This is a genomic window from Streptomyces sp. NPDC059008 (genome assembly GCF_042749045.1).
Lineage (GTDB): Bacteria > Actinomycetota > Actinomycetes > Streptomycetales > Streptomycetaceae > Streptomyces.
Window position 1 is genome coordinate 1 of the sequence record NZ_JBHYJC010000042.1, and the last position, 25148, is coordinate 25148.

Sequence of the window (25148 nt, forward strand, 5' to 3'; positions counted from 1 at the left end):
CTGGGGGTTGTTGAGCGCGCGGGGGCCCACGCCTTGCGCCCCCTGCGCCTACCGGGCGCGGACCGTCAGGCCACGGCGCCCGCGAGCGCGCGCGGCCGCTCGGCCGGTTCCGGCCGCTCCGCCTCCGCCAGCAGCGCCACCAGCGTCTCCCGGGCGCGCGCCACCCGGGACCGTACGGTCCCCACGGGAGTGCCCATCACCCCGGCGGCCGCCGCGTACGGCAGCCCCAGCAGCTGCGTGAGGACGAACGCCTCCCGCCGCTGCGGCGCCAGGGCCGCCAGCAGCTCGGACAGCGCGACGCCCTCGTCGAAGCCCGGCACCCCGCGCGGCTGCACCCGCTCCGCCGCCGACTGCCAGTCGTCGGTCGCGGCCAGCCGCGGCCGGACCGCATGGGACCGGATCCGGTCCGCCACCACCCGCCGCGCGATGGTCAGCAGCCAGGTACGTGCCGAGGAGCGGCCCTCGAACCGCGGCAGGCTGCGCAACGCCCGTACGTAGGTGTCCTGCACCAGGTCGTCGGTCGCCTGCGGATCGCCGCTCAGGTGCGTCACATAGCGCCGCACATCGAGCTGGGTGGCCCGCACGAACTGCTCGACGGCCCGCTCGTCACCGGTACGGGCGGCCAGCGCCCAGCCGGTCACCGCCTCGTCATCCCGCATACCGCGACCGCCCCTCGCCGCACCGCGGTGCTTCGGGGAGGATGGACACATGCACTGCTCGCGCATCCGTACGGCCCTCTCCGCCCGCCTCGACGGGGAGCAACCGCCACCCGGCGTCACCCCCGGCGGGCTCGCCGCCCACCTTGCCGACTGCCATGACTGCCGGCAGTGGGAAGCCCGGGCGCGGGCCCTGACGGCGCGTCTCGACCGCGCCACGGCCCACTCCGAAGGCGACCCGGCGGCCGTCGACGCGCTGCTCGCCGGTCTGCGGTCGGTGTCCGCGGGGCCGGTGCCCCCCGGTGCGGTGGACACGGACGGCGGACGGGCCGGCTGAGCGGGCGGGGCGCGGCAGCCCGCGCCCGCGGACCGGTGTGCCGGCGTCGGACACCGGCGGCGGCGCCACCGGCATCCGGACAGGATTCATCATCTGGAGTCCTTCGCATGATCCGGTCACCGCACGTGGGCGGCGACCGGTGACAACGGAGCCGGGACCCGGGCGTCCGCGCTCGGCGCGCGACGCCCGTCCGCCCCTCGGCTCGGGAATTCGACCGTGCTGTCAGCCGACAGCCGGCTCATACGGCGGACCCCGCAGCGACATCGCATGGGCCAGCAGCAGCTTCTGCACCGCTCGCCGCGGCTCCTGCCGGGCCGCGCGCACGGCGGGCGGCGCATCGGGCAGCACCCCGCGCAGAACGAGCACCAGCGGGGCGAACAGCCAGGACGACACGCTCCGCACGAGCCGGAACGCCGCCCGCTCGCCGCCCCACAACCACCACGCGCTGAGCAGCGCGACCAGCAGGTGGGCGGCGAGCATGCCGGTGGCGCCACCGTGCATCCCCGCCATCTGACCGGACGCATCCAGCTGCGGCATCTGCCCGGCATGCTCCGCCGGGGACATCCCCGGCATCCCGGAGGCCCCGTGCATCCCGTGCACGGACGCCATCTGCCGATGCATCAGCTGCGTCATCTGGGCGGTGGCGCCGTCGGAGAGCCGCATGCCCTGCGCGCCGCACATCCAGGAGTCCGCCCACTGCCGCGCGAGCGACAGCGGCTCGCCGCCACCGCCGGAGCGGACCACCGCCTGGCCGAACGAGAAGGCGCTGTGCAGCGCCGCCTGGGTGCCGACGGTCAGCAACCCGACCAGCAGCGGGCCGCGTTCCCGGCCCGCGAAGCACCAGGCACCGGCCGCGGTTCCCGCGCCGGCCGTGAGCAGCATCCACGCGGGCACCGCGGCATCCGACATCACCGCGTGTCCCAGCGCAGCGAGCAGCACACACACCGCGGCGAACACCGCGGCCCGTAGCCCCCTGAGAACCTGCCCCGCATCCATGACAGGCCCATCGTCGCACCCCGTCTCCGGCGCCGATCACGAGGGGCACCGGAGGCGCGGTGCGTACGGGTGAAGCCGGTGGCGAGGTGGGTGCGCAGAGGTTAGAAGTCGGCGCTCGAACGCACCTATAGAGCTGTGACAGACCCTTTTGACGTGGCGATGCTGATGCTTGCCCGATCAGAGCCTGTTTCCGACCTGAAGCGCGACGGGGCGGCACCGGAGCCGAAGACCGTGCGACCGTCTCCAACGGGGGGAGAGGACCATGGCGGTGTCACCGCGGCATCGCGCGCAGGCGCGCGCGAAAGGCCCTGACGCGGGGATTCCTCTGATAGGGGGCGAGGCGCTGGACCAGCCGGGGGAGCGTGCCGTGCACGGAACCCTTGGCGAGCTGCTGGTGGTGCTGCAGCGCGTGGAAGCAGTGCTCGACGGCCGCCTCCACCTCGTGCGCGGCCAGCAGGACCTGTGCGAGCTGGGCGTGCAGCAGCGTACGGGCCTTGTGGTGATCGGCCGGCCGGTCGGCCAGGGAGCGTGCCAGCTCGGCCGCCGCGCCGTTGTGGTCCCCCAGCCGCGCGAGCACCTCGGCCCGTTGGTAGCGCAGGGCGGTCTCCGGGTAGCTGGTGAAGGGGCCCTCCGGTCCGGTGGCCAGGGCGAGCTGCCGTTCCGCCGCCCCGAGATCCGCGGCCGCCAGGCGGTGCCCGCCGGCGCCGGCACGCACGACGGCACGCCCGGCGTGCAGGAAGGCCCGGGTCGCGTGGGGGACGGCCGAGCCCGCGACGCCGAGTGCCGCCTCGCCGAGCTCGACGGCCTGGCGGTGGTCGCCCAGCCGGTGCGCCTGCACGCTCAGACAGCGCAGGGTGATCGCGTAGGAGCCGCGGTCCTCGGCCGCGTGGGCGAGTGAGAGGGCGACGTTGTAGTAGTGCAGTGCGAGGGCGGTGTGCCCGACATCGGACGTCATCGCGGCGAGCAGCAGCGTCAGATGGGCCCCGCCGGTGAGCAGGGAGCTGCGGACCGCCGGATCGGCGGGTGCGGTGAGCAGCGGCACCACGTCGTCGGCGAGGTACAGCGCCAGCGCGGGCCTGCCGTGGGCGCCGCCGTACTTCTCCCCCATCAGCGCGCTGTAGGACGCCATGGTCGTCAGCCGTGCCGCGTCCGCCGAGGTGGCCTGCCGCCCGCCTCCGGTGGTCCGCATGACCGGCGGGGGGCTCTTGTCCCAGCTGCGGAGCACGGGGGGCGGGGCGGAGATGACGGAGCGGGCCAGCGGCGCCCGGCGGGTGGGGTCGGCGTCCGCCCGGCACAGCGCGGCCAACCGCCGCACCGGATCGTCGCCGCGCAGCACGGCCGCCACCGTGTCGCCGCCCGCGTCCGGCGCCTCGAACCCGGTGTCGGCGGGCGTCAGCCGCCGTCCGACACGGCGGCTCAGCGCCTGCCCCACCAGCTCGTCGACCGGTGAACGGGGGCGCGATCCGTGGAGCCAGTGAGCCACGGAGGTCCGGTCGTAGCGCAGGTTCAGGCCGTGTGCCGCGCCCAGGAGGTTGACGGCGCGGGCGAGGTCCCCGGCGGACCAGTCGGCTTCGGCCAGCAGAGCGGCCAGCAGGCGATTGGGGCGCCGGCCCTTCATGATCCGTCTTTCATGATCCGTCTTCCCTCTCCGGACACGACGCACCGTGACGAGGTGCGGGGACTTTCAACACGTTCACGGACCCACCGCATGGCGGGCGTTCCCGCCCGACCGGATTCATGGTTCCGTTAAGGGGCGGACGTCGGCTATGCCCCGGGTTCCGGAAGGCGGATTTCCGGACACCGGCCGGCTCGCGCGCCGGTGAATTCTGCGCCGTATGCGCTCCGGCGGTCCGCACCAGGATTCCCCACGCACAACAACAGCAGCACCAGGCGCGGCACATGGCACCTCAAAAAACCTCTCAGCAGCAGAATTCCCGCAGTTCCTCACTCTGTACCCCCCGCGGCCCGGCCGCGGAATTGGCTCGGAACGAGCGGCCCCCCACCGTTGGCCGCCCGGCCGACTCTCCGCCCGGGAGCGAAAAGTGGCGCAGACCAGACGCCGCAACGAATTCCTGAGGTCCCTGCTGGCGGAGGCCCGCTGGACCCAGGCCGCGCTCGCCCGGTCGGTCAATGCGCTCGCGGCGGAAATCGACCTGGACCTGAACTACGACCGCACGGCCGTCTCCCATTGGCTCAGCGGTACGCAGCCCGCTCCGCCGGTGCCCGAACTCATAGCGGAAGCGCTGACCCGGCGCCTGGGCCGGTCCGTCTCGCCGAGTGCGGCCGGATTCGCCTGCGCCCCTTCCGGGCCGACGGGTGGGCGGCCACCCGACCATGTCTCGCCGGCCGAATCGGCGCTCACCGATTTGTGCAGCCTGGAGAGCGACCCCGCCCGCCGGGTGTCCGCACGACTCCAGCCGTACCGGGAAGCGGACCTCGCGGGCGCACGGACCGCACCGCGGTCCTGGACGGTGCGTTCCGCGGTGCGGCCCGAGGAGACCGAGGAAGAACTCGCCGTCGTCCGGCTCGCCGTGCGCTTCTACGCCGCGTCCTTCAACGCGCACGGTGGCCGGCGGGCCCGCTCGACCCTGGCCACCTACCTCGCGGACGACGTCGTCCCCCGGCTGCGGGAGATGACGGACCAGCACACCCACCGGGGCCTGCTGGTGGAGACCTCACGACTGACCTTCCTGCTCGCGCGGATGTACCAGGACGCATCCGTCCACGGACTGGCCCAACGCCACTTCCGCACTGCCCTGCGACTGGCCGCCGAGTCCGGGGACGCCACCACCTGGGCCGTCGTCCTGCGGGGACTGAGCGCCCAAGGACTCGCGCTGGGCCACCGGCGGACCGCGCTGCAGGCCGCCGAGACCGCCGCGTGCACCGCCGTCGCGCCGGACGGCGGCACCCGGGCGTTCCTGCTGTCCCAACTCGCCGTCGCCCAGGCCGCCTGCGGTCTGCGCCATGCGGCGCTCACCTCCTTGGGCACGGCCGAGCGCGCTGCCGAGTCGGGCCGGCGGCGCGGGTGCGCGCCGGGTCCCTTCCACACCTACACACCCGCGGCGCTGGAGTTCCAGAGCGCCGAGGTCTTCCGGCATCTGGGAGATCTACCGGCCGCCCGGGCGGCCCTGCACCACTCCTTGGCGCGGCGTCCGGGCGACGACCACCGCGGGCTGGCGCTGAGCCATGCCCGGCACGCCGAGATCCTCGTCGGCCTCGGCCATGTGGAGGAGGCCTGCGCCGCCTGGAGTTCCTTTCTCGACCAGTACGTCCATGTGCGGTCGGGCGCGGCGGATCTCGCGGTGAGCCGACTACGACAACTCCTCGCCCCTTTTCGCCCGCTGCCCGCGGTGACCGCGATTCTGCACCGTACGTCCGCCCTGACATCCGTTTATCCGAGAGCCTGAACCATTCGACCAACTGTGCGCTTTCACGTCTTTCAACATCTCCGCGTATCACGGCCACCCCCATCCTCGTGAAAGCCGCTGTTCAATCGAGGAGAAGCCGCCGCGGGACGGAAAGGAGCGGTGAACATGCGTGACACCACCGGCGTTTCCCCGGAAGAAGCCGACGCATTACCCCGCCAGGTCGTCCATCTCTTCCCGGGCCAGGGCGACTTCGCCGTCAGCCCGCTCGTCCGGGCGGCCCGCGCGCACAGCTGCGTACGCACCGCGGTCGCCGAGGTGTTCGGGGAAGCGGAGGAGGCGGGCCGGGAGTTCGGCATCACGCCCCTGGCGGAGGCGCTGCTGGGCGACTCGCCCCCCAGCGGCCGCGACCTCGCCGCCGCCACCGTCGGCACCGCCCAACTCGCCCTGTTCTGCTCCTCGATGGCGGTCCACCGGGCACTGTGCGCCATCGGGGCGGCACCCGACCAGGTGCTCGGTGTGAGTTTCGGGGAGATCGCGGCGCTCACCGCGGCCGGTGTCTTCGACATCGCCACCGGAGCCCGGATCGCCTGCCTGCTGGCACAGCAGTTGACGCACTGCGCGGGCGGGCTGACGCTGATCGGCGCCGCGGAGTGCCGCACCCATGCGCTGCTGCGCGAGGCCGGGTCCCCGGAACTGGCCCTGGCCTGCGTGAACGACCCCGGTGAGACCGTGGTCAGCGGCCCCGTCGCGGCCCTTGCCACAGTGGAGGAGTTCGCCAGGCGGCAGGGGGTGCCGGCCTCCCGACTGCGGCTGCCGTTCTCCTCCCACCACCCGTCGCTGGCCGGGCCGGCAGACGCCTTCGCGGCCTCGATGCGGCAGCTCGCCGCCCGCCCCGCCCGGATGCCGGTGCTCTCCGCCGTCCACGGCGGCCCCTACGGGCCCGGCGACGATGTGCGCCGTGGACTGGCGAACTGCCTGATCCGCCCCGCACGGCTGCCCAAGGTGCTGCACCAACTGACCACCCGTAGGACCGCGTTGCTCCTGGAGGCGGGAACCGGCAGCTCGCTGACCCGCAACGCACAGCACACCCTGCCGCCCGCCGCGGCCCGCGCCCACGCACCCCTCGCCGACCCCAAATTCCCCTGGACGCAGGCCGCCGCCCAGGCCTCCTCGCCGACCGGCGGTCCCCATCGCCCCTTGGAGCCGTCTCGATGACCACACGCCTGCCGCCGCGCGGTGAACTGCACGACCTCATCGACGGGACGTCCCCGGACCCGCTGCGCGGCCGACTGCGCGCCGCCCTGGCGGCCACCGACGAACCCCCGACCGCGGACCGCGCGGCGCGCGCCCACCGCATCCACCGGCGGCTGCGGCGCCTCGCCGACGCCCTGCCGCCGGCCGCCGAGCTGCTGACCGACCCCCGGCGGCTCGCGCTGCTCAGCGACTGCGTCGCGGTCGCCGACCCGCCGCTGTACATGGCCGCCCTCTCCCACTACGCGCTCTGCCTGGGGTCGGTGATCGCGCTGACGGACGACCCGGCCCGCCTCGGAAGCCAGTGGGAGGCGCTGGCCAGCGCCCGCTCCAAGGGCGTGTTCATGGTGACGGAGATCGGCGACGCCAGCAGCCACCTGGGAATCCGCACCACCGCCGAATTCGACCCGCGCACCGGCGGGTTCCGGCTCGGCACGCCGGACGCGGGGGCGGCCAAGTTCTCCTCCGTCGGCTCCTCGCGGATGCCGCAGACGGCCGTGGTGTGCGCACGGGTGCTGGCCGGTGGGGCGGACCGCGGGGTGTTCTCCTTCGTGGTGGACCTCACCGACGAGCACGGCCCGCTGCCGGGCGTGGAGATCTCCCGCGGCCTCGAACTGCCGGACCTGCCGATGGACTACGCGCTGGTGCGCTTCCACGACGTACGGCTGCGCCCCGAGCAGTGGCTGTGCGACCGCGCCCGCATCGACGCCGAGGGAGCCTTCCACGACCCGCTCGGCACCGCGGACGCCCGGCTCCAGCGGACCCTGTGCGTGGGACAGGTCCTGTGGGCCACGCTGCCCTCGGCGATGGCCGCCATGGCACGGGAGTGCGCGGTACAGGCGCTGCGCTTCTCCGCCCGCCGGCGGTCCCACGGCCGGCTGGCCCCGGGGGCGAGCGTGCTGACCTACCGCAACCAGCAGCACGCGCTGCTCGGTTGCCTGGCCGAGTCCTTCGCCCTCACCTGCGCCGGCCGGACGGCCCGCGAGATCTGGACCAGGTCGCGCGCCGAGGCCGCCCGCCGCGGCCCGGCGGAGGGCCGGGCGGACGGGATGACCTTCGCGCCGTGGACCGCGGTCGACCGCCCCCTGGCGGTGCTCAAGGCGCTCACCGTGCGCGGCACCGCGCGGGTGGCCGCCCAGTGCCAGCACCGGTGCGGGGTCGCGGGCTTCCTGCGGCCCAACCTGCTGGCGGGGTACCACGGGTTCGCCCACGCCTTCGACAGCGCCGGCGGCGACAGCGAGCTGATCCTGCTGGACGCCGGCCGGGCCCTCGCGGCGGAGGGCGCCCACAACGGGCGGCACGCCGCCGGCCGCCGCGGGGGCGTGGCGACGGCACCCGCCGTCCCGGCAGACCACCCCGCGTGGTGGCCGGCGGTCACCAGAGCCCAGGAGGCCCGTCTGGCCGGGGAGTTGCACCGGACACTGCAGCAGCGGACCCAGGCCGGGCTCACGGGCCTGGAGCTGTGGAATCCGCTGCTGGACGCGGCCGGTGAACTCGGCGAGGCGTACGGGAGCCGGCTCGTCGCCGAGAGCCTGGCCGGTGCCCTCGCGGCGGTCGACGATCCCGGGCTGCTCGCGGTGCTGCGTCCCCTGGTGGCGCTGTACGGGGCGGTCGAGGCGCGCCGCCTGGCCGGCGGCCTCCAGGCCACCGGCGTGCTGAGCGCGGCCACGGTGCGGGCGCTGCCCACCGTGCTGGACGGTCTGTGCGACCGGCTGATGCCCCATCTGCCCCTGCTGGAGGAGGCCATGGGCGCCGCGGGCGGTACGCCGCCCGCCCCCTTGGGTGCCGACGACTACGCCGCGGCCCTGACCGCGTCCCTCGACCCGCTACCGGAAGGGCCGTCATGAGCCATACCTGCCCCAGGATGCCCCGTATCGGAGTGGTGGGCATGGGCACCTACCTGCCCACCACCACCCGGACCAACGAGGAGGTCGCGGCGGCGGCGGGCGTCACACCGGAGTGGATCGCCCAGCGCACCGGTGTGCACACCCGGCATGTGGCCGACCCGGCAGAGGCCGCCTCCGATCTGGCGGCGGCCGCGGTGCGGGCCGCGGTGGCCGCCGCGAACATCGACATCGACCAGGTCGACGTGCTGATCGCGGCCACCTCCACCCCCGACGAGCTGGGCCCCTCCACCGCCTGCCGGGTCCAGGCCCTGACCGGCGCCCGCCACGCGGTGGCGCTGGACGTCAGCGCGGCCTGCGCCGGCTGGCTGTTCGCGGCCCGGGTCGCCCACGACTGGCTCCGCGGCAACCGCGGCGCACGGTACGCGGCGGTCGTCGGCGTCGAGGCCTACTCCAAGTTCATCGACCCCGCGGACCGCGGCACCGCCGTGCTCTTCGCCGACGGCGCGGCCGCCGCGATCCTGGGCCCCGTACCGGGCGGCGGCGGCTTCGCCGACTTCCGCCTCGGCTCCGACGGCACCGGCGCCCACCACGTGCTCATCCCCGCCGGCGGCAGCCGCATCCCGGCGAGCCCCGCCACGCTCGGCGCGCACCGCCACCACGTCCACATGGACGGCCGTGCGGTCCGCGACTTCATCGCCCGGATCTTTCCGCAGCTGGTCGGCGAGGCCCTGGTCCGCAACCGGCTCCGGCTGGAGGACATCGACGCGTACATCACCCACCAGCCCAACCCCGTGCTGTTGCGCGGCCTCGGCGAGCGCATCGGCATCCCGCCGGAGCGGCTGGTCATCGTCGGCGACGAGGTGGGCAACATCGGTGCCGCCAGCGCCCCGTACGCACTGGCCACCGCAGCCTCCCGCGGTCTGCTGCCGCGCGGCGGCCGGATCCTGCTCGCCGTCTTCGGCGCCGGTGTGACCTGGGGCAGCGCCCTGCTGACCTGGACCGGCGCACCCGCCATCCGGATAGGACCGGCCCGTACCCCGCACACCGCCCCACCCCCCGCCCGAACCCCCGCTGTGCAAAGGAGTTCCTGATGACCTCACTCGCCTCGTTCCGGCTGGACGGCGCGCGCGCCCTGGTGACCGGCGCCTCCCGCGGCATCGGCAGGGCCGTGGCCGTGGCGCTCGCCCAGGCCGGCGCGGACCTGGCGCTGTCCGCCCGGACCTCGGACGCGCTGAAGGAGACCGCCGGACTCGTCGCGGAGGAGGGGCGCACCGCGGCCCTCGTGCCCGGCGACCTCGCCGAGCCGGGTGCCGCGGACACCGTGGTGGACGCCGCCGCGGCCGGGCTCGGCGGGCTCGACGTCGTGGTCCACAACGCGGGCATCCTCCCCTCCCGGCCCGACGGCAGTCCCACGCTGGACGCCCTGCAGGACTCCGACCAGGACGACTGGGACCAGGTGCTGTCGGTCAACCTCAACGCCACCGCGGCCCTGTGCCGGCGCGCGCACCGCCACCTGGCCGCCTCCCCGCGGGCCGCCGTGGTGCTGATGTCGTCCCTCGCCGGTGTGGTGGGCACACCGAGGATGGAGGCGTACGCGGCCTCCAAGGCGGCGCAGATCTCGCTGGCCCGCAGCCTCGCGGTCGGCTGGGCCCGCGAGGGCATCCGGGTCAACGCGCTGTGCCCGGGCTGGACCCGTACGGACATGACGGCGTTCGCCTACTCCACGGGGCCGCTGTCCGACTGGCTGATGGCCCATGTCCCGCTGGGCCGTTGGGCCGAGCCGCACGAGGTGGCCTGCGCCGCGCTCTACCTCGCCTCGCCCGCCGCGTCCTACCTCACCGGTCAGGCGCTGGTGCTCGACGGCGGCGCGTCCGTCCCCGACGGCGGACTGGCCGGAATCCCGAAACCCCCCTCCCCGTTCGCCGCCTGACCCGACCACCCCGCGACCTGAGGACTGCCGACCATGACCAAGGTGAGCCCCACCGCCGTGATCGACGGCATCGGGACCTCTCTGCCCCCACGCGTGCTCTCCAACGAGGACGTCAGGCGCCGTGGTGTGCTGGACACCACCGACGAGTGGATCCGCTCCCGCACCGGCATCCTCCGACGCCGGGCCGCCGACGACCACACCAGCACCGGCGACCTCGCGGTGGCCGCCGGCCGGGCCGCGCAGGCCTCCGCGCGCGCCCGCGCGGACCTGGTCCTGGTCGCCACCACCACCCCGGACCGCCGCTGCCCGGCCACCGCCCCCGAGGTCGCCCACCGGCTCGGCCTGGACACGGTCCCCGCCTTCGACCTGGCGGCCGTGTGCTCCGGGTTCGTCTACGGCGTCACCGTCGCCACCGCACTGGTCCGGACCGGGGTCTGCGCCCGGCCGCTGGTGATCGGCGCCGAGAAGTACTCCAGCATCATCGACCCGCTGGACCGGGACACCGCGGTGATCTTCGGTGACGGCGCGGCGGCGGTGCTGCTGCGCGCCGGGGACCGTGCTGAGCCGGGTGCCGTCGCCGCTGTCGACTGGGGCTCCGACGGTGGGGGCAGCGACCTCATCGCCATCGCCGCCGGCGGCTGCCGCCAGCCCGACACCTCGCGCCGTCTGTGCCGTGAGGATCGCTACTTCCGGATGAGCGGCCGCGAGGTGTACGGGCAGGCCGTCCGCCGGATGACCGAATCGTCGCTGGCGGTGCTGGGACGGGCCGGCTGGCGGCCCGACACCGTCGGGGCGTTCATCGGCCACCAGGCCAACCAGCGCATCCTCGACTCGGTCGCCGACCGGGTGGGCATCACCCGGCGGTACCGCTTCGGCAACATCCGCGACGTCGGCAACACCGCCGCCGCCTCCATCCCGCTGGCCCTCGCCGACACCGCCCGACGCACGCTGGTCCGCCCCGGGACGCGGACGCTGCTGACCGCCTTCGGCGGCGGACTGACCTGGGGTTCGCTCGCGATGAGCTGGCCCTCCGCGCTGCCCTGGGCGCACGATCCCGAACCCCGTACCACCCACACCACCACCCACCCCGCGCGCCGGAGGAAGCAGCCATGGAAAGTGTCTACGACCACCTCGTGACCGTACTGGCGGACAAGTTCGAGGTCGACGCCGACGCCATGCGGCCCGACAGCACACTGGCCGGCCTCGAACTCGACTCGCTCGCCGTCGTCGAGCTGTACGTCACGCTCCAGGAGCACTTCGGCACCCCCCTGGAAGAGGACGACTCCGCCGCCGGCCTGACGCTGGAACAGTTCGCCCGGGCCGTCGACGCACAGCTGTCCGCGGCCGGCGCGCCGTCCGACGGCGGAGCCCCCCGGTGAACGGTCGCGGCGCGCACGGGGACCTCGCCGTCACCGGCATCGGGCTGGTCACACCCGCCGGCGCCGACACCGCGCAGACCTGGGCCGGCGTCTGCGCGGGGCGGGGCACCGCGGCGGAGGACCCCGCACTGGCCGGGCTCCCGGTCTCCTTCTCCTGCCGGGTGCCCGGCTTCGATCCGCGGACCCGGGTGCCCGGAGCCCGGCCCTGGCGCTACGACCGGTTCACCCAGTTCGCGCTGGCGGCCGCCGGTGAAGCCGTCGCCGACGCCGGACTGGACCCGGCCGTATGGGACGGCTCCCGGGTCGCGGTCGTCCTCGGTTCGGCCGCCGGGGGAGTGCAGACCTACGAGGACCAGTTCCGCAGGCTCCTGCACACCGGCCCCCGGTCGGTCTCACCGCTCACCCTGCCCGGCTTCCTGCCCAACATGGCAGCGGGGCAACTGGCGATCGCGTTACGGGCGCACGGCGCGGTGCTGCACACCGCCACGGCCTGTGCGTCCGGCGCCACCGCCATCGCCCTCGCGGCCGTGCTGCTGCGCACCGACGCCTGCGACATCGCCGTCGCCGGCGGGGCCGATGCCATGGTCACACCGCTGTGTGCCACCGCCTTCGCGAGAATGGGGGCGCTCTCCCGGCGCCACGGCTCCCCGGCCGCCGCCTCCCGGCCCTTCGACGCCGCCCGCGACGGCTTCGTCCTGGGCGAAGGGGCGGGCGTACTCGTCATGGAGCGGGAGACCGACGCGGCCGCCCGGCACGCGCCGGTGCACGCCTGGCTCGCCGGATGCGGGCTGACCGCCGACGCCCACCACCAGGTCGCCCCCGACCCCGAGGGGCACGGGCTGCGGCGGGCCATGGAGCAGGCGGTGCGGACGGCCGGCGCGGTCCCGGGCGAGGTCGACCACATCAACGCGCACGGCACCGGCACGCCCCTGAACGACCGCACCGAGGCCGCCGCCCTCCACAAGCTGTTCGGCGCCGACTCCCCGTCGGTGACCTCCGCCAAGGGCGTCATCGGCCACACCATGGGGGCGGCGGGCGCCGTCGAGGCGGCCCTGACCGTGCTGACGGCGGAGCACCGACTCGTCCCGCCCATCGCCAACCTCCAGCGGCCCGAACCGGAGTGCCGCGGGCTGGACCTGGTGAGCGGCGGGCCCCGCCGGCAGGACGTCCGCCTGGCGCTCAGCAACTCCGCGGGCTTCGGCGGACACAACACGGTCCTCGCCTTCCGGCCGGGACCACCGCCACCCGACCCCTCCCACAACGGAGCCCGCCCCACCCACCGCGGGTCCCACACCCCTCACCGCGGAGGATGAATGCCGTACCGCGCACCCGTCGCCACGACCCCCGACACCCGGATCCCGCACCTGGGAAGGCTGTACGACGCCGTCCGGCAACGCAATCCCGGAGAGCCGGAATTCCATCAGGCGGTGCGCGAGGTCCTGGACTGCCTCGCACCGGCACTGGCCGCCCATCCGGAGTTCGCCGAGCCGGGCCTGATCGAGCGCATCACCGAACCCGAACGGCAGGTGATGTTCCGGGTCCCCTGGCAGGACGACTCCGGGACCACCCTCGTCCACCGGGGATTCCGGGTGGAGTTCAGCAGCACCCTGGGCCCCTACAAGGGCGGCCTGCGCTTCCACCCCTCGGTGAACCTCGGCATCGTCAAATTCCTGGGCTTCGAGCAGGTGTTCAAGAACTCCCTCACCGGACTCGGCCTCGGCGGCGCGAAGGGCGGCAGCGACTTCGACCCACGAGGCCGCTCCGACCGCGAAGTGATGCGCTTCTGCCAGTCCTTCATGACCGAACTCCACCGCCATGTCGGCGAGCACACCGACGTCCCGGCCGGCGACATCGGGGTGGGCACCCGGGAGATCGGCTTCCTCTTCGGCCAGTACCGGCGCATCACCAACCGCTGGGAGGCCGGCGTGCTCACCGGCAAGGGCCGCGAATGGGGCGGATCCGCGCTGCGTACGCAGGCCACCGGGTACGGCAACGTGCTGTTCGCCGCCGAGCTGCTGCACACCCGCGGCGAGGATCTGGACGGCCGGCGGGTCGCGGTGTCCGGCTCGGGCAATGTGGCCCTGCACTCGATCGCCAAGGCCCAGGACATGGGAGCCCATGTGGTCACCGCCTCCGACTCCGAAGGCTGCGTGGTGGACGACAAGGGCATCGACGTCGAACTCCTGCGCCAGATCAAGGAGATCGAGCGCGGCCGGATCAGCGCGTACGCACGGCGCCGGGGCAGCTGCGCGGTCTACGTCCCCGGCGGACGGGTCTGGGACGTCCCCTGCGAGGTCGCACTGCCCTCGGCCACCCAGAACGAACTGGACGCCGATGCCGCGACGACGCTGGTCCGCCACGGCGTCAAGGTGGTGTCCGAGGGCGCCAACATGCCCACCACCCCCGACGCCGTCCGCATCCTGCACGAGGCCGGAGTGGCCTTCGGGCCGGGGAAGGCCGCCAATGCCGGCGGCGTGGTCACCAGCGCCTTCGAGATGCAGCAGAACTCCCGGCGGGAGAGCTGGAGTTCCCTCCAGGTGGCCGAGCGGCTCGCCCAAGCGATGCGCACGATCCACGACACCTGCCGCCAGACCGCGGAGCGCTACGGCGCCCCGGGAAACTACGTGCTCGGCGCCAACATCGCCGGCTTCACCCGCCTGGCCGCCGCGGTGCTCGCCCAGGGGGTGGTGTGAACGCGCGGCCCCGCCCGACCGGCCGGGCGGGGCCGCGAACTGACATGCCGTCAGTCGACGGTGTCCATGAAGTGCAGCATCCGCTGGTTGACCTCCTCCGCATGGTCGATCTGGGGTCCGTGGCCGGTGGCGGAGATGATCTCGGCGCGGGCTCCCGGCACCAGGCGGGGAACGCGCTCCACCTGCCGCTGCGGGTGCACCATGAGGCTGCGGCTGCCGAGCACCAGGTAGAGCGGGGTGCGGAGGGTGCGCAGTTCGTCCTCGGTCAGGGGGAGCGGGGCCGGGCGGCGGATGCGGTAGGCGCGCACCCCCGCGTGGACCATCGCGCGCAGCTCCGGCACGACGAGGACCGGCTGCTCCAGCCAGGCCGCCAGCCGCGGGCGCCACGCCTTGGGCGCGAAGGTCGCGAAGAGGCCGACGAAGATCCAGGTGAAGAAGCGCAGGCCGACCTTCTCCAGCCCGCCCGGGTCGAGCAGCGTGACCGACGCGAGGCGGCCGGGCCTGCGATGCGCCTGGTTCAGCACCAGCCACCCGCCGTAGGAGGAGCCGACCAGGTGCACCCGGTCGAGGCCGAGCCCGGCGAGCGCCTCGTCCAGCCACTGTGCGGCGCGCTCGGGTTGGTGGATGGCTTCGCGCTGCTCGCTGCGCCCGGGGTCACCCGGTGTGTCGAGGGCGTAGACCGGCCGTTCGGCGCTGAGCGCCGCGGTGTTCGGGTACCACATGGCGGAGCAGGAGCCCGCCCCGTGCACCAGCACCACCGGGGTGCGCGACGCGGCGGCGGGGTCCGCGGGGGCGTAGCGGTAGACGTGCGTGGTGCCGAAGGTGGTCTCCACGTCCAACTCCTCGCTGGCGGGCGCCCCCAGCGCGAAGACCGCGTCGCAGGCCGCGAAGTAGCGGTCGCGCAGGGCATCGCTCACATAGCGGCCGACATCGGTCCGGGCGCGGGTCATGGTCTCGGGCACGTGGCCACCTCCTGGTGCGTCCATCTTTGTGGTGCGACCGTATCACCATGATGGTACGGCCGTATCATGAAGGTGGCCGACCGGGCCCAGACCGAGCGAACCGAGAGCGGAGAAGCGGCCGATGCCGAAACGGGTGGACCACGAGGAACGACGTACCGAGATCGCCGAGGCGCTCGTCCGGGTCGCTGGGCGGTGCGGACTCCACGCCGTGGGGATGCGCGACGTGGCGGCGGAGGCGGGAGTGTCGCTGCGGCTGGTGCAGTACTACTTCCAGACCAAGGAGAAGCTGCTGCTCTACGGGCTGCAGCACCTGACCGAGCGGTTCGGCGAGCGGGTCACCGCCCGGGTGCGCGCCGCCGGGGAGGACCCCGGGCCGCGGGTGGTGATCGAGGCCGTGCTGAAGGCGTCGCTGCCGACCGACGAGGCCGGCATCGGCTTCCACCTCGTCTACACGTCGTACGCCATCCTGTCCGTCACCGACCAGGCACTCGCCGACCAGCCCTTCGCCGACGACCCCGCCGCGGCCGAGGACGCCGTGACCGGTCTGCTCCAACAGGCACAGCGGGCCGGCCTCACCCCGCCCGGCACGGACGCCCGCGTCGAAGCGATCGGCCTGCTCGCCATGGCCGCCGGACTCGGCACCAGCATCCTGGTCGGCCACCGCACGCCGGAGTCCGCCGCGACCGTTCTCGACCACCACCTCGACCGGCTCTTCCCGCCCCGCGGTGGAGACGCACCGCCGGCCGTGGAGTGAGTACCCGCCCCCACGCGGCTGAGTACGCCTCCTGGTGACGGCGGGCGTCAGGGACGCGTTGACTCGCTCCCATGACTGATGCGACCGCGCCGGCGCCGCAACACGCCCCGTACGGCGCGGTGCCGGAGACCTTCGCCGGGCACCACGCGGCAACCGCCAACGGGTTCCGGGCGCCGAACGTCCCCCTGCCGACGCGGCGGACCCGCGATCCGCAGTGGTGGTGCCCGGCGGCGATCGCGCTGTCCGTCATCGGGCTGCTCTGGTTTCCCGGCTTCTTCCTCTACTGCTTCGCGACGATGGCCACGGACTCCTGCGGCCCGGACCACTGCCCTGCCGGCATCACCGTCCCGCTGGTGAGCGCGCCTTGGCTCTACCTGACCGGCGCGGGCCTGGCTCTGCTCTCCGGCGCCTTCCCCTGGACCCTGCGCTGGCGCACCGCGCGCCTGGCTCTCGCATCGGGCGGCGCGGCCGCCGCCGTCTCGGCGCTCCCTTTGCTGCTCGCCGTCTTCATCTGACGGCCGGTTCCGAGGCGAACTCCCGGGCCGGGCCCGGTGGCCGGTCGGTCACGCCGGTCGTGCGGTGGGTGGATCCACCGCCGGTGCGTTCCTCCCCTTCCCGGGCCGGGTGAGCCTGCGCAGGGCGAGGCAGCCGCCGATGCCGGGGAGCAGCGACAGGGCGATCGTGGGCGGTGTGCGCCGCGGGGTACGGGCCACGGCGACGACGGTGAACAGATAGGCGCAGCCGTGGGTGGGGCCGACCAGGGAGGAGAGCGCCGGCAGATGCGCGGTGGCGAGGTTGGCCAGCATCACCACGAGGGTGGCCAGTTCGACGCCGGCGGCGATCCGCAGCGCCCGGTGTGGATGCCGCACGCTCATGCCCCCGTCGTCGAACCGGGACGGATGATCATCAACACGGTCACCGCGGCCCACAGCAGATTGAAGACCCCGGTGAGCATGGCCAGCCGGCCCGTGGCGCCGGCCGCGACGGAGCCGGCCGCGCCGCCGAGCTGTTCCAGGAGCGCGTCCTGGCCGGGCAGGACGAGCACCGCGAGGACGCCGGCCGCCATCGCGGTCAACACGATCGACACGACGAGCCAGGCGTCCCCGAGGACGCCGAGGCTGCTCGCCGTGGCGAACCCGAACACCGGCACCGCCAGGCCGACTCCGGCGTAGACCCGGCAGATGCGGTGCAGGAGCCGGACCGTACCGAGCGCGGCGGCGTCGGGACCGGCCGCTTGGGCGCGCCGGGCGGCGGGGGGAAACATGCTGGCGGCGACGGTCACGGGTCCGACGGCGACGATGGCGGCCAGGACGTGCAGGGAGAGCAGGAGCTTGGTCATGGGGCGCCCTCAGAGGGCGACGGGCGCGGGGCCGCGGTCGCTCCACACCACGCCTCGACGCTCATGGGCGAACAACTGCTCCACGGCGTGGGCTACTTGCGGCCCGATCTCGCGCTCCAGCAGATACAGGCCGAGGTCCAGGCCGGAGGTGACGCCCGCACCGGTGACCAGGTCGCCGTCGTCGACGACACGGGCCGCCACCGCGGTCACACCGGCCGCCTCCAGCAGGTCCGTTCCCTGGTGGTGGGTGGTGGCGCGGCGGCCTTCCAGGAGCCCGGCCAGAGCCAGTACGAGCGAGCCTCCGCACACGGTGGCGACGGTCACTCCGGCGTCGTCCATCGCCGCCTTGAGCAGACGGGGCAGTGCGGTCTCCACGGCGCGGGCCAGCACCGGCCGGATGCTGCCGTCGGCGGTCGCGTCGCCGGTCCCGCCGGCGTTCTCGCCGTCGGCGGGCTCCGCGTCCGCCTCGCCCACCCGGCCCGCCGCGCCGGGCACCAGGACCAGGTCGGCCCGCTCCGGCGCCAGGTGGGCGGTCGCCCGCAGCGTCAGGCCGCCGATACCGCTGACGACCTCGCGCGGACCTTCAGCCGATACCAGTTCGACGGTCACGGCGCCGCCGGACGCGATGCCGCCCGCGTAGAGGACCTCGTAGGGAGCTATGACGTCGAGCGGATCGAAGCCGTCGAACAGGACGAGCTGGGCGTGCATGGGAATCCCCTTTGTCGCTTGACGGGCGGTCTCACCCCTGATCGCCACCGACGGTAGTCAGCACCCCCGCACGCCCCCAGTAGCGAGATCGACAACCTTCAACGGGATATCGCCAACTGCTCCGTCGACCCTCCGCCGACTGCGCGGAACGCCGCACCAGCACGGGTCCCGCGCGAGAGCCAGCCCAGGGGGGCAGCACGGGTCCTGCGCGAGATCCACCCCAGGGACCAGCACGAGAACCAGCAGGGGACCAGTTATCAGAGTCCGCGCTGTTCCCCGCCCCTGCGGCCCATCTCTGTCCCTTCGTACCCTCGGCGGGAATCCGGTGGCCCGGTAGATTGCCGCCATGCACACCGTCGCCGTCCTCGCCCTGGATCAGGTGATCCCCTTCGACCTCTCCACCCCCCTGGAGGTCTTCGCCCGCAGCCGGCTGCCGGACGGCCGGGCGGGCTACCGGGTACGTGTCTGCGCCGAGCAGCCCGAGGTCGACGCGGGGGCGTTCACCTTGCGCGCCCCCTGGGGCCTGGACGCACTCCGCGAGGCCGACACGATCGTCGTGCCCGGCACGACCGACGAATCCGGCACCCTGTCACCCGCCGTCCGGAAGGCCCTCGAACAGGCCGCCGCCGACGGCACCCGTATCGCCTCCATCTGCGTGGGCACCTTCATCCTCGCCGCCGCCGGACTCCTCGACGGGCTGCGCGCCACCACCCACTGGATCGGCGCCGCCCATCTCGCCGCCGCCTACCCGGACATCGACGTCGACCCGGACGTGCTGTACGTCGACAACGGGCAGATCCTGACCTCCGCCGGCGGGGCCGCGGGTCTGGACCTGTGCCTGCACATGATCCGCCGTGACTACGGCTCCGCCGTCGCCGCCGACGCCGCCCGGCTGTCCGTCATGCCGCTGGAACGCGAGGGCGGCCAGGCCCAGTTCATCGTCCAGCAGCACCCGCCCACGCCCCGTGGCGCCACCCTCGAACCCCTCCTGGCCTGGCTGCAGGACAACATCGCCCGGGACCTCACCTTGGCGGACATCGCCACCCGCGCCGGATTGAGCACCCGCACCCTGCTGCGGCACTTCAGCGAGCAGACCGGCAGCACACCGCTCCAGTGGCTGCACCGCGCCCGCGTCCGGCAGGCCCAGCACCTGCTGGAGAGCACCGACCACTCCGTCGAACGGATCGGCGCCCAGGTCGGCTTCGGCTCGGCCACCACCTTCCGCGACCGCTTCAAACGCACCACCGGCGTCAGCCCCCACACCTACCGCAGGACGTTCCGCTAGCCGGTGTTCCGGCCGGTGTCCCGGCGCGGCGTCCCTCGCGTACGAGCCGGCCTCAGACGCCCTCCGCGGCGTCCTCGGCGTCGTCCAGGAGGTGAGGGCCGTTGTTGCGCACGTTGTTGACCGCGGTGGACACCGCCCGGGCGTCCAGGTGCCCGGCGGCGGGGGCCGCCAGCAGCGCGCGGAGCTCGTCGGCGTCGTGGTGGGCTGGGTCGAGCCAGGTGCTCCAGTCGTCGGGGGCGATGGCCAGCGGCATGCGCGGGTGGACGCGTCCGGCGGCGTCGGTGGCCTCGGTCGTGATGAGGGTGCAGGTCGTCCACCACGCCCCGGACGCCTCGTCATCGGATACGCCGGGGTCGCGCCAGAATTCGTAGAGGCCGGCGAGCGCCATGACCTGGCCGTCCTCGGGACTGATGAAGTACGGCTGCTTGCGGGCCTTGGCGGTCCTGGTCGCGGCGACGGCCTGCCACTCGTAGAAGCCGTCGGCCGGCAGCAGACACCGCCGCTTGGCGAAGGCCCGGCGGTAGGCCGGCTTCTCCGCGACGGTCTCCACCCTGGCGTTGATCATTTTCGCGCCGACGTCCAGGCTCTTCGCCCACGACGGCACCAGGCCCCAGCGCAACGGTCGCAGCTGCCGCGTGATCTCGCCGGTGTCGCGTTCGACGCGCTCCAGCACCGACCACACATGGTCGGTCGGGGCGACGTTCCAGCTCGGGTCCAGCGCCTGGTCGGGGTCCCAGCGGGCGACGTCGAACGTGGCCGCGAGATCCTGCGGACGGCGGGTGGAGACATATCTTCCGCACATGCCTCCACCCTGCCACGCGGTCGCCGGCCGCCCGGCACCCGTGCCGGCAGGGCGCCCGGTTTGATAGGCAAGTCTCCACTTGCCTATGGTGGGGTCATGTCGGAGGATGTCTTCAAGGCGCTGGCCGACCCCACCCGTCGGCGCATCCTTGACGAGCTGGTGGAACGGGACGGCCAGACCCTGTTCGAGATATGCGCACGGCTGGCGACGAAGCACGGTCTGGGGCTGTCCCGCCAGGCGATCAGCCAGCACCTGGCCGTACTCGAATCCGCGGGTCTGGTCCGCGCGCGGCGCCAGGGCCGCTACAAGTTCCACGACCTGAACACCGAACCCCTTGAGCGCGTCATGACCCGATGGCTCAGGCCCGATGCACCGGAGAGCACCCCATGAGGATCCATGTGACCAGCGTCTTCGTCGACGACCAGGACAAGGCCCTGCGCTTCTACACCGACGTCCTGGGCTTCGTGAAGAAGCACGACGTCCCGCTGGGCGGCGGGGCCCGCTGGCTGACCGTGGTCTCCCCGGAGGCCCCCGACGGGACCGAACTGCTGCTGGAGCCCTCCGGCCACCCCGCGGTGCAGCCGTACAAGACGGCGCTGGTCCAGGACGGCATCCCGGCCACCTCCTTCGCCGTGGACGACGTACAGGCGGAGTTCGACCGGCTGCGCGGCCTCGGGGTGTACTTCACCCAGGAGCCGCTGGAGATGGGCACGGTCACCACCGCGGTGCTGGACGACACCTGCGGCAACCTGATCCAGATCGTGCACGGCGCGTAGGGCGCCCGCCGCGACCCGCCCTGGTGCCGGCCGCTGCCTAGTAGCCGAGTGCGGCGAACCAGTCGTCCCGGCCTCTGCGGGTGAGGTCGAGGAGGTGCCACACCGGGCTGAGCAGGTCGATGCCCCGCTGGTCGATGTCGTCGGACATCCGGGGGTGCACCGAGTAGAAGTGGCGCACCGACCCGTCGTCGTCGCGGGTGAACACCGACACCGTCGAGTCCTGGTTGCCCTCGGCGTCCTCGCTGCCCAGGTCGTACTTGAAGGTGCTGGACCCGGCGCTGAGCAGACGCAGATCCGTCCACTGCCGGTTGCGGGCGTGCGCGCGGAGCGCGGGCAGGTCGGCTGCGGCGACGATCGCCAGGTCCACGTTCTGCGCGAGGTGGCGGGCCACGCCGTTGAACCCGTCGCACCACATCGTGCACATGGGGCACGGCTCGGTCTGCCGCTTGCCGTACATCAGGTGGTAGACGACCAGGTCACGTCCGGGCCGGGTGAACAGCTCGCCCAGGCGCACGGTCCGCGCCGGCGCGTCACCGGCCGCCAGATCGGCGGGGCCCTCCTCGAACACGTAGTCGTCGACGACGGGGCCCAGCGGCAGCCGGCGGCGCAGGTCGGCGACGCGTTCACGATGGCGCATCAGCTCGATCTCGGCCTGCCGCAGCTCCTCGCGGGCGTTGAGGTATTCGGCCGACTCCCCGGTGAGATTGGTCAGACGCATCGCTACTCCCGGCCTGGCTGCGGTCTGGCGGTCACCAGTCGCTCTGGCCGACCACCGTATGCCCGCGCGCCGGGGCCCGTCGGGCAGCGAAATGACCAGGGCGCGGTCGGTGCACTCCTTCGGATCAACCAGACCCACCGCTCCGGCCCAGGCGCGAGTGCGCGCGTGCGGCCACCGAGGTGGCAGGCGTGGCGCGGTCGCGTGACCGTGAACGTTGGTGACGGTCTGTCAGGGTATCGCCACTTAGTGTGCTCTCGGCGGTGATCGCCCCCCCCCAGGTGGTCGGCCGCCCCTCCGGGCTCCGTCAGGAGCCACCACGTTCAGAAGGGATGACGCATGATCACCGATGCGCTGCGCACGGAGTACGAGCACCGTTTCTCCCTGTACGACACCGACGGCGACGGCTACCTGACCGCGCAGGACTTCACCGAGCGGGCGCGCCGCATGGCCGACGCCGCGGGCGAACCCGCGGAGTCCCCCAAGGCGCAGGCGGTGCATGCCGGGATGCGCAACATCTTCGAGCAGCTCGCCGCCCTGACGGACGTCGACGCCGAGGGACGGCTGGACCGGGAGCAGTTCATCGCCGCGTTCGTACGCGCCAGCGAGTCCGGGGACATCGGCCGGATGGTGTGGCCGTCGATCGCGGCGACGGTGGCACTGGCCGACACCGACGACGACGGTGTGGTGAACCGGGCGGAGTTCACCGCTCTGCAGCGGGCGACCGGCTTCTCGGACGCGCAGGCGGAGCAGGCCTTCGCGGCACTGGACCGCGACGGCGACGGTCAGTTGAAGGTCGCGGAGTACCGGGCCGCCATGCGCGAGTAGACCTGGGGCGCCCAGGCGCTCCTCGGTGCGCGAAAGGGCGGCCAGTCCGCCGCGCACCCGCTATATGAAAATGGATCCCATTCTCAAGTGGGGTGATCGTGCATGCTGGCCCTCGGGGCGCCCCCCGTCACAGCGCCACGATCACCGCATAGGCGATGAAGAACATCGCGCAGAGCACGACGAGGATGCCGAGGATGATGACCGGGCCCTTGGACCAGCCCTTCGTCTGTACGTCGCGGGGGCCGGTTTCCGCGCCCGTGCTGCCCTCGCCCGGCGGGGTTTCCCCGGGCGGTACCCCGCCACCAGGGCCGAGGCCGGGAGTGCGGTCCGGATCCGAATTCTGAATGCCCATACCTCAAGACTGCCCGATATTCGCGGAAACGGCCGCCTCAGCCGTGGTCGATTTCGTGGCTGCCGAGTCGCTGCCGAGTCGCTGCCGGGTCGCTGCCGGGTCGGTATCGAGTCGGTGGTGGGTCGACGGTGGTCGGTGGCGCCGGTGGGTTGTGGGGCTGTCGTGCGGCGGGACGGTGCGGGGGTCGCCTCGAGGGGTGGCGGGGCGTCCTGGAGCCCATGCCGATGATTCCGCGCGACCGTATGATGGGACTCTGCGCTGGATACGAGCTTTCCAGGCGAGATCCGAAGGTGGATCTCGGTCCGCTCGGAACGCTGCTGCCACCATCCGAATGACCCTGAAGGAGCACGGCATGGGCATCGGAAAGAAGGCCAAGAGCATCGGCCAAATGGCCGAGGGAAAGGCCAAGGAAACGGTCGGGAAGGCCGTGGGTAACGCAAGCCTGGCGAGAAAAGGCAAGGCCGAAATGGTCAAGGGGAGAGTGAATTACGCGATGGAGCGGGGCAAGGACAAATTCCGGCACTGAGGAACACGCTCACGCGCCGCTGAGTGACACGCTCACGCTCCGCTGAGGAACACGCTCACGCGCTGACGATCACGGCCCGCCGCCGCCCTCCGCGCCACGGCGGGCCCACCCGCCCGCGCCGCTCCCCTGAGTCGCGGGTCGCACTCCACGGCCGCGGCGCGTCCTGCCGCGGCCGCGGCCCGTCCCCACGCCCCGCCCCGCTCCTGGCTACGGCCGCGGCCCGACGACGTCCTTCCCGCGCCGGACCGTGATCGCCATGGCCGGGCATACGTCGGCGGCGTCCAACGCGCGCTCGTCCTCCTCGATCCGGTCGTTCAGCGGCCGGGCATGGGCGCCGTCGAGGGCGAAGAGGTCCGGTGCGATGGCGGCGCAGGAGCCCGACGCCAAACACTGGTGCGGGGCGATGTCCACTTCCCATGGCATCCGCGCACTCACCACCCCACCGGCATGACCCGCGGGCCGCGTACCAGCATCTGGCTCTTCCACTCCAGATCGCCGGCCAGGTGCAGCTTGGGGAACCGGGTGATCAGGGCGCTGAGCGCCTCCTGCAGTTCCAGGCGCGCCAGCGGGGCGCCGAGGCAGTGATGGGCGCCGTGGCCGAACCCGAGGTGCTGGTTGCCCGCCCGCGAGATGTCCAGCGTGCCGGGCGAGTCGAAGCGCAGCGCATCGCGGTTGGCCGCGCCCACCGCCACCAGTACGGGGGTGCCGGCCCGCACCAGGGTGCCGCCGACCTCGACGTCCTCCTTGGCGTAGCGGGCCTGCCCCGCGCCGCTGCCCAGCGGGACGAAGCGGAGCAACTCCTCGACCGCGCCGCCGATCAGACCGGGCTGCTCGCGCAGGAGGGCGAGCTGGTCGGGGTGGTCGAGCAGGGCGAGGACGAAATTGGGGATCTGGGTGGCGGTGGTCTCGTGCCCGGCGACCAGGATGCCGACGCACAGGTCGACGAGTTCGAGTTCGGACAGCCGGTCGCCGACGTCCCGGGCCTCGATGAGCGCGGTCATCAGGTCGTCCTGCGGTGCGCGCCGGTGCTCGTCGATCAACTGGCTCATATAGGCGCGGAGTTCTTCGAGGTTGGCGTCGAGCTCCTCGGCGGTCAGCGAGCTCGTCGACAGGGCGGCGTCGCTCCACACCCGGAACCGCGGCCGGTCCTCGGTCGGTACGCCGAGCAGCCGGCAGATCACCGCGACGGGGATGGGCAGCGCGTAACGGTCCACCAGATCGGCCGGCGGTCCGGCGGCCGCCAGCTCGTCGAGGAGTTCGTTCGTCAGCTGCCTGACCTGCGGCCGGAGCTTTTCGACCTGGCGGACGGTGAACGCCTTGGCCACCAGCGCCCGCAGCCGGGTGTGGTCGGGCGGGTCCATGCCCAGGATGCCGCTGTCGCGGCGGCCCTCGGACTGCCGGGGCTCGTCGTGCCGCGCGCTCTCGGCGCGGCTGAAGCGCTGATCGCCGAGGACGAAGCGGGCCTCGGCGTAACGGGTCACGAGCCAGGCCGGCTCGCCGTAGGGCATCCGTACCTTCAGCAGTCCCGGACGATGGCGCGCGCGCTCGTACTCGTCGGACAACTCAAGGCTCTCGGCGACATTGAAGGGGTAGGAGAGGGGTGCTGTGTCGGCTGTGGTCACGGCGACCTCCCTTGTGTAAGCA

The 25148-nt window shown here is 73.4% G+C and carries 29 protein-coding genes; 17 read left to right on the plus strand and 12 right to left on the minus strand.

Features of this window, described 5'->3' with window-relative positions; translation table 11 throughout:
• Positions 1–65: 65 nt before the first annotated feature.
• Positions 66–659 carry a sigma-70 family RNA polymerase sigma factor gene (locus ACFWZH_RS31950; protein ID WP_384439182.1) on the minus strand — a complete coding sequence of 198 codons (594 nt, stop codon included), beginning with the start codon at positions 657–659 and terminating at the stop codon, positions 66–68.
• 49 nt (positions 660–708) lie between these two features.
• Between ACFWZH_RS31950 and ACFWZH_RS31955 the strand changes: the two genes are divergently transcribed.
• Positions 709–993, plus strand: coding sequence for a zf-HC2 domain-containing protein (locus tag ACFWZH_RS31955; RefSeq protein WP_384439185.1), 285 nt, complete (start codon positions 709–711; stop codon positions 991–993).
• A 222-nt stretch (positions 994–1215) separates the two neighbouring features.
• Here the strand turns inward: ACFWZH_RS31955 and ACFWZH_RS31960 are convergent, their stop codons facing one another.
• The gene (locus ACFWZH_RS31960) at positions 1216–1989 is read right to left on the minus strand and encodes a PE-PGRS family protein (protein ID WP_384439188.1); all 774 of its coding nucleotides are present in this window, start codon (positions 1987–1989) and stop codon (positions 1216–1218) included.
• Positions 1990–2260: 271 nt separating this feature from the next.
• Positions 2261–3607: a hypothetical protein gene (locus ACFWZH_RS31965; RefSeq protein ID WP_384439191.1), complete on the minus strand. Its 1347-nt coding sequence runs from the start codon at positions 3605–3607 to the stop codon at positions 2261–2263.
• 424 nt (positions 3608–4031) lie between these two features.
• Between ACFWZH_RS31965 and ACFWZH_RS31970 the strand changes: the two genes are divergently transcribed.
• From ACFWZH_RS31970 to gdhA, 9 genes are all read left to right on the plus strand, one after another.
• Positions 4032–5396 (plus strand): tol-pal system YbgF family protein, encoded by a 1365-nt coding sequence (locus ACFWZH_RS31970; protein ID WP_384439194.1) that lies wholly within the window; start codon positions 4032–4034, stop codon positions 5394–5396.
• Between the two features lie 126 nt (positions 5397–5522).
• The gene (locus ACFWZH_RS31975) at positions 5523–6572 is read left to right on the plus strand and encodes an ACP S-malonyltransferase (RefSeq protein WP_384439197.1); all 1050 of its coding nucleotides are present in this window, start codon (positions 5523–5525) and stop codon (positions 6570–6572) included.
• Complete coding sequence (locus tag ACFWZH_RS31980; protein WP_384439200.1) at positions 6569–8455, plus strand: acyl-CoA dehydrogenase; 1887 nt, start codon at positions 6569–6571, stop codon at positions 8453–8455. The genes ACFWZH_RS31975 and ACFWZH_RS31980 overlap by 4 nt, the downstream gene beginning before the upstream one ends.
• Positions 8456–8472: 17 nt before the next feature.
• A complete protein-coding gene (locus ACFWZH_RS31985) occupies positions 8473–9546 on the plus strand; it encodes a 3-oxoacyl-ACP synthase III family protein (RefSeq protein ID WP_384439203.1) in 1074 nt (357 codons plus the stop codon).
• Positions 9546–10385 carry an SDR family NAD(P)-dependent oxidoreductase gene (locus ACFWZH_RS31990; RefSeq protein ID WP_384439206.1) on the plus strand — a complete coding sequence of 280 codons (840 nt, stop codon included), beginning with the start codon at positions 9546–9548 and terminating at the stop codon, positions 10383–10385. The genes ACFWZH_RS31985 and ACFWZH_RS31990 overlap by 1 nt, the downstream gene beginning before the upstream one ends.
• A gap of 33 nt (positions 10386–10418) precedes the next feature.
• Entirely contained in the window at positions 10419–11522 is a 1104-nt protein-coding gene (locus ACFWZH_RS31995) for a beta-ketoacyl-ACP synthase 3 (protein WP_384439209.1), read from the plus strand.
• Entirely contained in the window at positions 11495–11764 is a 270-nt protein-coding gene (locus tag ACFWZH_RS32000; RefSeq protein WP_384439212.1) for an acyl carrier protein, read from the plus strand. Before ACFWZH_RS31995 ends, ACFWZH_RS32000 begins: the two co-directional genes overlap by 28 nt.
• A complete protein-coding gene (locus tag ACFWZH_RS32005) occupies positions 11761–13077 on the plus strand; it encodes a beta-ketoacyl-[acyl-carrier-protein] synthase family protein (protein WP_384439215.1) in 1317 nt (438 codons plus the stop codon). The genes ACFWZH_RS32000 and ACFWZH_RS32005 overlap by 4 nt, the downstream gene beginning before the upstream one ends.
• On the plus strand, positions 13078–14457 hold the full coding sequence (gdhA, locus tag ACFWZH_RS32010) for an NADP-specific glutamate dehydrogenase (RefSeq protein WP_384439218.1): 1380 nt from the start codon (positions 13078–13080) through the stop codon (positions 14455–14457). It begins immediately after the preceding gene.
• Positions 14458–14507: 50 nt separating this feature from the next.
• Here gdhA and ACFWZH_RS32015 read toward each other — a convergent pair whose 3' ends face one another.
• Positions 14508–15419 carry an alpha/beta fold hydrolase gene (locus tag ACFWZH_RS32015; protein WP_384439221.1) on the minus strand — a complete coding sequence of 304 codons (912 nt, stop codon included), beginning with the start codon at positions 15417–15419 and terminating at the stop codon, positions 14508–14510.
• Positions 15420–15540: 121 nt separating this feature from the next.
• On the opposite strand from ACFWZH_RS32015, the gene ACFWZH_RS32020 reads away from it, so the two are divergent.
• Complete coding sequence (locus ACFWZH_RS32020) at positions 15541–16173, plus strand: TetR/AcrR family transcriptional regulator (RefSeq protein WP_384439224.1); 633 nt, start codon at positions 15541–15543, stop codon at positions 16171–16173.
• 71 nt (positions 16174–16244) lie between these two features.
• Entirely contained in the window at positions 16245–16688 is a 444-nt protein-coding gene (locus ACFWZH_RS32025) for a hypothetical protein (protein ID WP_384439227.1), read from the plus strand.
• Positions 16689–16736: 48 nt separating this feature from the next.
• On the opposite strand, the gene ACFWZH_RS32030 is transcribed toward ACFWZH_RS32025, so the two are convergent.
• From ACFWZH_RS32030 to ACFWZH_RS32040, 3 genes are read right to left on the minus strand one after another with little or no spacing between them, the layout of a single operon-like run.
• Entirely contained in the window at positions 16737–17048 is a 312-nt protein-coding gene (locus ACFWZH_RS32030; RefSeq protein WP_384439230.1) for a DUF3817 domain-containing protein, read from the minus strand.
• On the minus strand, positions 17045–17512 hold the full coding sequence (locus ACFWZH_RS32035) for a hypothetical protein (protein ID WP_384439233.1): 468 nt from the start codon (positions 17510–17512) through the stop codon (positions 17045–17047). Before ACFWZH_RS32035 ends, ACFWZH_RS32030 begins: the two co-directional genes overlap by 4 nt.
• 9 nt (positions 17513–17521) lie before the next feature.
• Positions 17522–18220 (minus strand): DJ-1/PfpI family protein, encoded by a 699-nt coding sequence (locus tag ACFWZH_RS32040; RefSeq protein ID WP_384439235.1) that lies wholly within the window; start codon positions 18218–18220, stop codon positions 17522–17524.
• Positions 18221–18566: 346 nt separating this feature from the next.
• On the opposite strand from ACFWZH_RS32040, the gene ACFWZH_RS32045 reads away from it, so the two are divergent.
• Positions 18567–19505: a GlxA family transcriptional regulator gene (locus ACFWZH_RS32045; RefSeq protein WP_384439238.1), complete on the plus strand. Its 939-nt coding sequence runs from the start codon at positions 18567–18569 to the stop codon at positions 19503–19505.
• 52 nt (positions 19506–19557) lie between these two features.
• Here ACFWZH_RS32045 and ACFWZH_RS32050 read toward each other — a convergent pair whose 3' ends face one another.
• Positions 19558–20307 (minus strand): SOS response-associated peptidase, encoded by a 750-nt coding sequence (locus ACFWZH_RS32050; RefSeq protein WP_384439240.1) that lies wholly within the window; start codon positions 20305–20307, stop codon positions 19558–19560.
• A gap of 96 nt (positions 20308–20403) precedes the next feature.
• Between ACFWZH_RS32050 and ACFWZH_RS32055 the strand changes: the two genes are divergently transcribed.
• Together ACFWZH_RS32055 and ACFWZH_RS32060 are read left to right on the plus strand one after the other, a co-directional pair.
• Positions 20404–20697: an ArsR/SmtB family transcription factor gene (locus tag ACFWZH_RS32055; RefSeq protein ID WP_384439243.1), complete on the plus strand. Its 294-nt coding sequence runs from the start codon at positions 20404–20406 to the stop codon at positions 20695–20697.
• On the plus strand, positions 20694–21083 hold the full coding sequence (locus tag ACFWZH_RS32060) for a VOC family protein (protein ID WP_384439246.1): 390 nt from the start codon (positions 20694–20696) through the stop codon (positions 21081–21083). The genes ACFWZH_RS32055 and ACFWZH_RS32060 overlap by 4 nt, the downstream gene beginning before the upstream one ends.
• 37 nt (positions 21084–21120) lie before the next feature.
• Here the strand turns inward: ACFWZH_RS32060 and ACFWZH_RS32065 are convergent, their stop codons facing one another.
• The gene (locus tag ACFWZH_RS32065) at positions 21121–21801 is read right to left on the minus strand and encodes a DUF899 family protein (protein WP_384439249.1); all 681 of its coding nucleotides are present in this window, start codon (positions 21799–21801) and stop codon (positions 21121–21123) included.
• Positions 21802–22137: 336 nt separating this feature from the next.
• On the opposite strand from ACFWZH_RS32065, the gene ACFWZH_RS32070 reads away from it, so the two are divergent.
• Entirely contained in the window at positions 22138–22626 is a 489-nt protein-coding gene (locus ACFWZH_RS32070) for an EF-hand domain-containing protein (protein ID WP_384439252.1), read from the plus strand.
• 127 nt (positions 22627–22753) lie between these two features.
• Here ACFWZH_RS32070 and ACFWZH_RS32075 read toward each other — a convergent pair whose 3' ends face one another.
• Complete coding sequence (locus ACFWZH_RS32075; RefSeq protein ID WP_384439255.1) at positions 22754–22978, minus strand: DUF6480 family protein; 225 nt, start codon at positions 22976–22978, stop codon at positions 22754–22756.
• Positions 22979–23330: 352 nt separating this feature from the next.
• Between ACFWZH_RS32075 and ACFWZH_RS32080 the strand changes: the two genes are divergently transcribed.
• Positions 23331–23504 carry a CsbD family protein gene (locus ACFWZH_RS32080; protein WP_384439258.1) on the plus strand — a complete coding sequence of 58 codons (174 nt, stop codon included), beginning with the start codon at positions 23331–23333 and terminating at the stop codon, positions 23502–23504.
• Positions 23505–23711: 207 nt separating this feature from the next.
• Here the strand turns inward: ACFWZH_RS32080 and ACFWZH_RS32085 are convergent, their stop codons facing one another.
• Both ACFWZH_RS32085 and ACFWZH_RS32090 read right to left on the minus strand, forming a co-directional pair.
• Entirely contained in the window at positions 23712–23927 is a 216-nt protein-coding gene (locus tag ACFWZH_RS32085) for a ferredoxin (protein ID WP_384439261.1), read from the minus strand.
• Positions 23928–23935: 8 nt separating this feature from the next.
• Positions 23936–25126, minus strand: a complete 1191-nt coding sequence (locus ACFWZH_RS32090) for a cytochrome P450 (RefSeq protein WP_384439264.1) — start codon at positions 25124–25126, stop codon at positions 23936–23938.
• Positions 25127–25148 lie beyond the last annotated feature (22 nt).